4 protein-coding genes are annotated in these 7,736 nt (G+C 61.7%); 1 reads left to right on the top strand and 3 read right to left on the bottom strand.

What is annotated here, in order from left to right; genetic code table 11:
* The coding region (locus FTE24_RS17285; RefSeq protein ID WP_442978173.1) for a hypothetical protein at positions 1-894 on the top strand (894 nt) is incomplete at its 5' end.
* A gap of 1,036 nt (positions 895-1,930) precedes the next feature.
* On the opposite strand, the gene FTE24_RS17280 is transcribed toward FTE24_RS17285, so the two are convergent.
* The 3 genes from FTE24_RS17280 to FTE24_RS17270 form a co-directional block, all read right to left on the bottom strand.
* Complete coding sequence (locus tag FTE24_RS17280) at positions 1,931-2,281, bottom strand: hypothetical protein (protein ID WP_150234726.1); 351 nt, start codon at positions 2,279-2,281, stop codon at positions 1,931-1,933.
* Between the two features lie 67 nt (positions 2,282-2,348).
* Entirely contained in the window at positions 2,349-4,091 is a 1,743-nt protein-coding gene (locus tag FTE24_RS17275; RefSeq protein ID WP_150234724.1) for a hypothetical protein, read from the bottom strand.
* An 80-nt stretch (positions 4,092-4,171) separates the two neighbouring features.
* Complete coding sequence (locus FTE24_RS17270) at positions 4,172-7,732, bottom strand: DUF4132 domain-containing protein (RefSeq protein WP_150234722.1); 3,561 nt, start codon at positions 7,730-7,732, stop codon at positions 4,172-4,174.
* Positions 7,733-7,736 lie beyond the last annotated feature (4 nt).

The raw sequence follows: 7,736 nt of genomic DNA, 5'->3' as shown, positions 1-7,736 counted from the left end.
GCGCGAGGCGGCGGACAGGCGGCGCCGAGCGAGGGCAGCCGGCCGGTGGAGCCGGAGGCCGAGCCGCAGGGCGGCGACGCGGCGCGAGGCGGCGGACAGGCGACGCCGAGCGAGGGCAGCCGGCCCCAAACCGACCGCTCCCCCGGTTCTTCTTCCGACGGCGGAGAACCGGTCCAGGAAGACAGCCGTCCCCAAACCGACCTCCCTTCCGGCGACAAATCGACTTCGCGGCCGGCGGCCGAAGAACAGAATCGGCCTTCGACGAAGCAGCCGGCCGCGAACGGCGATTCGGCCAAACGGCCCCCGGAGAGCGACCGTAAACCGCAATCTTCCACCCCGTCCACGCCGGAGTCGCAGCGGCCGGCGCAAGCGCCGGCTTGGACCGGCTCCGACAGCACGGCCGAACGCCCCCGCGACGGCTCCACCTTTCCGGGCAGCGGCCATTACCTCGTCGCACAGCACATAAAGCCGGGCTTATACCGCTCCGTCGGCCAAATCGACTATTGGGAGCGCACGTCCGGCCGATCCGGCACCGCCGCAGACCGCATCGCAAGCGCCCAACCGACCGGACCGGCCGTCGTCGAGATCAAAGCCTCCGACGTCGGCTTCATCTCGACAGGCACGGGCATCTGGAAAGCCGTACCCGGCCAAAAAGCCGCGTTCCACAAAAAATTCGGCCCCGGCACGTATATCGTCGGCACCGATCTGGCTCCCGGGCGATACAAGTCTGCGCAAGGCGCCGCTTCATGGGCCGTCCTATCCGGCTTCGGCGGCGAAGCTTCCGACGTGCTGCGCGCTTCGTCGGTACCTTCCAGCGCCCCCGTGACCATCGAGATCAAAAAAACCGACACCGGCTTTACGTCCCAGGGCGCACTTTGGATCAAAATCGACTAATCCTTCAGCGTAAGTCCGGCGCGCATACGAATTCCGCCGATACTTGGCCATTTCCAACGTAGCTCAAAGAGGTTTCTCCGATTGCGGAGAAACCTCTTTAAGTTTTAAGCCACTCCACTTCGCCAATCTACGTATTCGGGAAGCAAAGCGAGCCTGATTTCGAAAATAAATGCGAGCATACAACTATTCCAGCGATTTCAAGCCCATTCCACCGAATAATTGCGAGACTACAACTATTTCGGCAATTTCAGACTCATTTCGCCCAATAAGTGCTGGACTACAGTTATTTCGCCTTTTCCACACCTGAAGAGACGATATTCCCGCATTTAGATGTATTTTCGCAGTTATTTTATCGCACATTACCTACAACCACGAAATAAGTGCATTCCAGCACTTATTCCGAAGTAAACTGTTCTTCCTTCGCATCTTCGATGGTCTTCTGCGCGCTATCCGATTCGACTCGCTGCCAGAACTCGCCGCGGCAAGCGCATCGCATTTTTTTCCACCAGATCTGCCAAATCTATCAGGCTTGATAGGTTTGCCGGGTTTGCTGGGTTCGCGAGATTAGTTAGATTTGCCAAGTGCGGTTAGGTTTACTAGATCCGCTTCGTCCTTCAGACCCACCAGATTGAACAAATTCGTTTAGTTTGCTAGATTCGCCAAGTGCGTTAGGTCTGTCAGATTCATCATGTCTGTCAGGTTCGGTAGATTTGCCAAGTACGTTAGGTTTACTAGATCCGCTAGGTCCATCAGACTCGTCAGATCCTTCAGACCCACCAGATTGAACAAGTTCGTCAAGTTTGCTAGATTCATCAAGTACGTCAGATCTGTCAGGTCTGTCAGGTTCGTTAAGTTTGCCAAGTACATTAGGTCTAACAGATCTGTAAGATCCCGAAGATTTGTCAGATCCTTTAGTTCTGTCAGATCCAACGGTCTACCAGATCTATCAGATCCGTCAGACTCCTCACGTCCACCAAATCACCCGAATCCTCCAAACCCCTCGGTCCTTCTCACCCTTTTTCCTTCTTACCCCTTCTTACCCGCCGAACTCTTCTCCCGCCGAATCCGCTTCCCCCGGTTCCTCGGCGTCGAGGCCCGGGCCGGGTTCGCTGCCGCTCTGCCGGGCCAGTTCCATATAGCCGCCCAGCCGGAAAAAAGCGCGTTCCACTTCTCCCGCGGCGCAGTCCGCTCCCAGAAGACTCCGCTCGCCGGAACCGGCCAACTGCCGCAGCAGGCGCTCCAGCAGGTCCATGCCGAGCTGCGCCGCGGCGTCTGCCAGCCGTTCGAGCCGCCTTGCGTCTTCCAGCGCAAACTGCGCCGTTCCGCGCAGCAGCAGTTCTTCCGTCCAATCTTCCACTTGGCCGATCAACCTGTTCAGTTCCTTCATGTTGCTCCAGCCCCTCCGCTTTGCCTTGTAATTACCCGCTTTCCCGTCCGGAGCGCCCGGAGCCGGCTCACAGATCCAGCTTCAGGCTGGTCTGCGCGCTTCCCTGCAGGAAGCTGATCGTATACACGCCGTCGGCGGCGATCGAGGCAAAAATATAAAATTCGCCGGCCGCCGGCAGACCGCGGCCCGCTTCGAGCCGGTTGATCGCCGTGCTCCAATCGGCGTGGTACGGCACGAGCAGCTCCAGCCGCTCGCCGTCGACGTCGACGGCCGTCAGCTTGAGCGCCTGCGCCGAGCCGTCGTAGACGCAGCTCTCGATCGCGGCCGCGCGGATCAGCTTCATGCGCCGGGGCGGCCCGCCGAACAGGCGGACCTCGCTGCGCCCAAGCTCAAGGTCGGCGAACCGCTCCGCAAGCAGCCCGCCGAAGCGGAAAGCTTCGACCGGCGGCCGGGGCGGCACGCTCAGCGCAGGCGAACCGCCGGAAGACAGCCGGCCTTCGGCGCTGACTTTGACGGCGCGGAACGATAGCATCGAAGACGACGCCGTTCTAAGCGTCAGGTCCGGCTTCCACGGCGAGCGCTCGGCGTAATGGCCGGCGAACGAAAACTCCGCCCCTTCGTAATACGCCGGCCGGGCCTGCGTATACGTATACAGGCCGTCGTCTTCGGCGCAGTAGAAATAATACGTGATGCCCCGGTATGAGGACCGGGTCTCCCACGGCTCCGCTCCCAGCGCGTACAGGTCCAGCCGCGGCACCGTATAATATTGGCTGCGAAAGCGCCCGACCAACTGCGCCTGCCGCGCCGGGCCAATGTCCCGCTCCAGCGCGTCGAGCATCAGGGAAGTTCGGCTCAGCCTGCCGAGCAGCGCATGCGAAGAGAAGCGTACATGATGCTCGAAGAACAGTTCCAGTTCGCCGTGAATGCCGCGTGCTTCGCGCTCCAGATTCGGCAGTCCGCCGCTGCGCGCGGCGATCGCCAGCAGCTCGAACCGCGCGCCCAGGCTGCGCGGCAGCCGGGCCAGTCCGTTCGAGAGCAGCGCGTTGATACTCTCGCGGAATTCGCCGGACAGCCCGGGCGGCAAAGTCGCCGGGGACAGCTTGGCCGCCAGCGCGTCGCGGTCGTCCAGCCCCCGGCTCGACCGGTAGCGCAGCAGCGCTTCCAGCTTGTACAGGTCGCCGTCCGGGCCCGCCACGGCGCACAGTGCCCGGGCAACGCCCGGCGTGTCCGTGAACGCGACTTCGATCCCGGAGCGGACCAGGCGCACGACCAGCAGCGAATCTTCGCGGATCTCGAGTTCTTCGTTGTAGCGCAGGCGGAACGCCGCTTCTTCGACCCGGGCCGCGTTGAACGAAGCGACCAGCTCTTCGATCGGCCGCTCCAGCAGCCAGCCGAAGTCGAGCAGCGGCAGATCGACGGCCGGGAGCCGGCCGCGCGTCCCCCGTATTTTTCCATTTTCAGCCACAACGCCTTCTTCTTCAAGAGGAACCCCGTTCCCGCCGGTCGAACCTTCTTCGGCCTCCGCGGCCCGCCCGTAATCCAAAATCGCGATCAGCACGTGTTTGCAGAGGTTGTCCGCCGGACAGCTGCAGGAGAACTGCTCGATCGAGTCGGTCAGCCGGCAGACGGTGCCGTCGCTCAACGTGCAGACGACTTCGGCGTCGGCAAACACGTACTCGGCCGTTATCCCTTTGTCCCGGTCTTTCACGGCGCGGTTGTACAGCCCTTTGTTGGCATGCCGGATCAGGTAATCTTCCGTGCACAACGCGACCAGCCGGCCGAACCGTATCTCCATTCCGCTTGCACCCATTCTTTCCCACCTCCGTTTCCGCTCTTTTCCGCCGTTTGCCGTTTGCCGTTCAGCCCGATTCTTTTCCGAAAAAAAACCGCTTATTCCCCCGTCGCCCGCAAAATATCGTAGACCGTTTCGCTGAACACGCGCTGCGGCACGTTTTTGAGAGGATGGCCGTTCGTGGTCGAATAGTAGTAATCGTCGCCTTTGTTCGGGAAAAACTCAAGCTGTTCCAGCGTCACGTCGTCCATGCCTTCGTAATACGAAATGCTTGTGCCGCTGAACGTCAGTTGGGCGATCAGCCCGCCGTATTCCTTAAACAATTCGTTGTAGAAGCCGCCGTCCTGCGCCCGGCCTTTGACCCAGCCGTACTTTTCCAGCGCTTTCGGGAAGCCGGTCGGCGAATAGTCTCCTCCGGGCAGTCGGGTGTAGACGCGCTGCTGGAGTTCGTCTTCTTCCGGCAGGTACACCGAGCGGTTCAACTGGTTAAAAGGCTGGACGATCTCGTAGTCTTCGAGCTGCGTTTTCCACGCTTCGAGGGTGCTTTGATCCAGCTCAAGCGGATGCACGAGGCCGATCCGCGCTTGTTCCGGCAGCTCGTATTCGTCTTCGTCCACCGTGTTGAACGTGCCGTCTTCCATGTAGCGGAACGTCGTTTCGATTGCGGCGTCTGTCTGGCGTTCTTCCCCGGACCCTTCACTGCTGCCGGCATATACGCCCCAGATCAGGCCGACCGCGAAGCGCCGCATGACGACGTTGCCGACGAACAGGTCGCTCCATTCGGACGCGCTCCACAGGCGCCGCTTGGACAGCGATTCTTCCAGGCGCTGCGATTGGAGGCCGACCATCGTTTTCAGATCTTTTTTGAGTTGGGCAAAACGGGCTTTGGACTGCGCGGCCAGAGCCGCATCGTCTTTTTGGACCGGCGCCGGCAGGCTTTTCACCGTTTTTCCGGTCTCCCCGCTCACGGCGGACAGCTGCAGGTCGGCGCTGACTTTGACCGTAAAAGAACGCTCGCCGTAGCTGAGCGCAAGCTCGCCGCGCTCGTCGAAGCCGAGCTCCGTCACGAGCCGGTCGGCGAGCTGCTCTTTGGTCAATCCCTGATTCTCGGCCGCGAGCTGAAGCGCTTCTTCGGCCGCCCCTTTGACCTGGCGGTTCTTGATCGTTCGGCCCAGCCGGTCGATCGTCATCAGCGCGGCCGTATCGTCCATGAACGCCAGCGCCCGTACGGCGTCCGCCGCGATCGCGCCCCGGCTGTTGTCCGCCCAGTCCTTGATCTGGCGGCCGAGCAGGTCGACCGCTTCGCGGCTGCCGAATCTCGATGCCAGCGGCAGTATCCATTTCTCTTTGGGCGGAGCCCCGGCGTCGATCCAGATGCGCAGCGCTTCGGCGGTAAAGGCCGCAAGCGAAGCGGCGTCCGCGTATGCCGCCACTTCGGCCAGCCGCGGATTCGGCTCGGACGCGAAATCGACAGACTCGGTCAGTACATACAGGCGGATGCCGTCGTCCAACTTATGCCCGTCCTGGCCTCGCAGTTCGGGCAGGCGGTCAAGCGGCAGCCACGACAGGCGGTTTACTTTTTTGGCGTCCGCATGGGCAGCCAGCGCGGCATGCGCGTATTCGGCCGGCTTGCCGAGCGTATCGTGCAGCGCCTGCAGGCGCGCTTTTAGCGAAGCCGATTTTTCCTTCGCCAGCAGCTGTGCGTACGCTTCGCCTTCGCCTTCGATGCCGCGCAGCAGGTCGATGACGATCTCGCGCACGGCCGCTTTTTTCTCCGCCAGATAGAGCTTTACGTAGAAATGTTTGTCGGGATGCTTGATCAGCTGCAGGCGCGCGATTTCGCGAACCCGTTTGGACGAATCGCCCAGCGCCAGACGCAGCGCCTGAATGACCTGATCCTCGCCCGGCTGCCCGTCGCCCGACAAAGCCGCTTCCAGCATACTCTGCCGCACTTCGCCCTGCACCTCATTGTACAGTTCGAGGCATCGTCCGAGGCGTCGGGCGATGATGCGCCGCAGTTCGTCTTCCGGCACGCGGGCATAATGATATTGGTTCAGGCCGTTGAGCAGCAGCAGCCGAAGCAGCAGCGTCTCGCCCTGCGCCTCCGAATCGGCTTCCACCAGTTCCAGCAGCTTTTCCCCGCTGAACGTCGGCGATTTGTACAGGTACGACAGGAAGTTGGCGGTCCCGATCTCGGGATGGCCGGCGACCTTCACGAATCGGGCGTACAGCTCCGAATCTTCCGGCAGCAGCGTCACCGCGATCAGCAGATTACGGCGGACGATATCGTTGCCCTGCGCATCGTCCCAGTTATGGGAAGGTTTGTGCTTGAGATACGTGTCGAGCGACAGTTCGCCGGACAGGTATTTCGCCAGACTCTGGCCGAGAATATTGCCGTGGACTTTGTCCGCCAGTGCTTCGAGCACCAGCTTCTCGATCCCGCCTTCGCTGCCCGGGGCCTGCCCTTCGTCCGCCAGGACGCGGTAGACGTAGGCTTTGAGCAGCGGCCGCCGCAAAATGGAGAACAGGTACGCGGCCCGGCTGCGGTCGGCCAGCAGTTCGCCGCGCAGCGTGTTCCAGGCCGGCATGTAGCTGTCGATCTCGCGCGCAAGCGTGGCGATCAGCTCGAACGGCTCGTCGACGGGCACGATGCCCTCCAGCACCGCATCGGGATCTTTGCCCGTGCTTTCCATCATCAGCAGCTCGGCGCGCATCTCAAGCGGCAGCGCTTCGTGCACGGCACGAACGGCTTCCAGCACCGCTTTGTCCGTTTCGGCCGAAGACTGCAGCAGTCCGTCTTTGCCGCCGGCAAGCAGCAGCACGTAATAGAAAGCGCTGCGCAGCTGGCTCATGAAGACATTCTGCTGCTCGCGGCGCAGCTTTTCCGCGGGATCGAGCGTCGAATCCGGGAACAGCCGCTCCCGCAGCCCGGCCCGGCGCGCTTCGACGTATTCCGGCGAAAGGTCGAGCTGCGTCAGCGTATCTTTGAGCGGAAGCTCCCGGATCGCCAGCGGCTCGATCGCCTGCAGCAGTTCCCGGCGCAGGCTCTGCGCATCGCCGCCGAGCAGCGCCTGAAGCGCTGCCGGCAGCCGGCCGATCGTTTCGTTCGCGAACTCCGGATCGATCTGCGCGTACAGCTTCAGCAGCAGCAGCGTCTCCGCGCTTGTCTCGAGCGGCGCGGTATGCTTGCCGACCCGTTGGCTGACGTTGACCTGCGTGCGGAACATTTTGCGGACCCGTTCTTCGCCGACGTACCGGTGCATGAGCCGCAGGCGTTCCAGCGACTTGGCTTTGCGCTGTTCCATATCGGCGATCCGGCGCGAACCGAGATTGACGCCGCTCAGGCTGTCGCCGATGCAGCTCCGGTACAGCGACTGCTCCTGATACCCGTATGTGCCTTTGCCCATCGTACGCAGCAGCACGGCCGCCGCCCGGAAAAAGATTTCTCCGTCTTCTTTGCGTCCCAACTTGTCCAGCATATCGACCGTGCGGTACAGATACCGGTTCGATTCGACCATCAGGTCCGGAAATTGTTCGGTGACGCCCATCACGTATTCGATAATGGAATCTTTGCGGTCTACGGCCAGCGAATAATCGTCCGAACAGGCTTTGGCGAATTTCTCGACCAACGCGTCGACCTCGGGATGCTGCAGCTTCATGAAT

Origin of the sequence: Saccharibacillus sp. WB 17 (assembly GCF_008634075.2) — a bacterium.
In the GTDB taxonomy this organism is placed as follows: Bacteria; Bacillota; Bacilli; order Paenibacillales; family Paenibacillaceae; genus Saccharibacillus; species Saccharibacillus brassicae.
Note: the sequence above shows the minus strand (reverse complement) of the source record. Positions and strands in the feature narration are given on the sequence as shown.

Bases quoted from the DNA above. Each gene is read 5' to 3' on its own strand.
- FTE24_RS17280 (WP_150234726.1), bottom strand. From the start codon at position 2,281: ATGAAGGAACTGAACAGGTTGATCGGCCAAGTGGAAGATTGGACGGAA.
- FTE24_RS17275 (WP_150234724.1), bottom strand. From the start codon at position 4,091: ATGGGTGCAAGCGGAATGGAGATACGGTTCGGCCGGCTGGTCGCGTTG.
- FTE24_RS17270 (WP_150234722.1), bottom strand. From the start codon at position 7,732: ATGAAGCTGCAGCATCCCGAGGTCGACGCGTTGGTCGAGAAATTCGCC.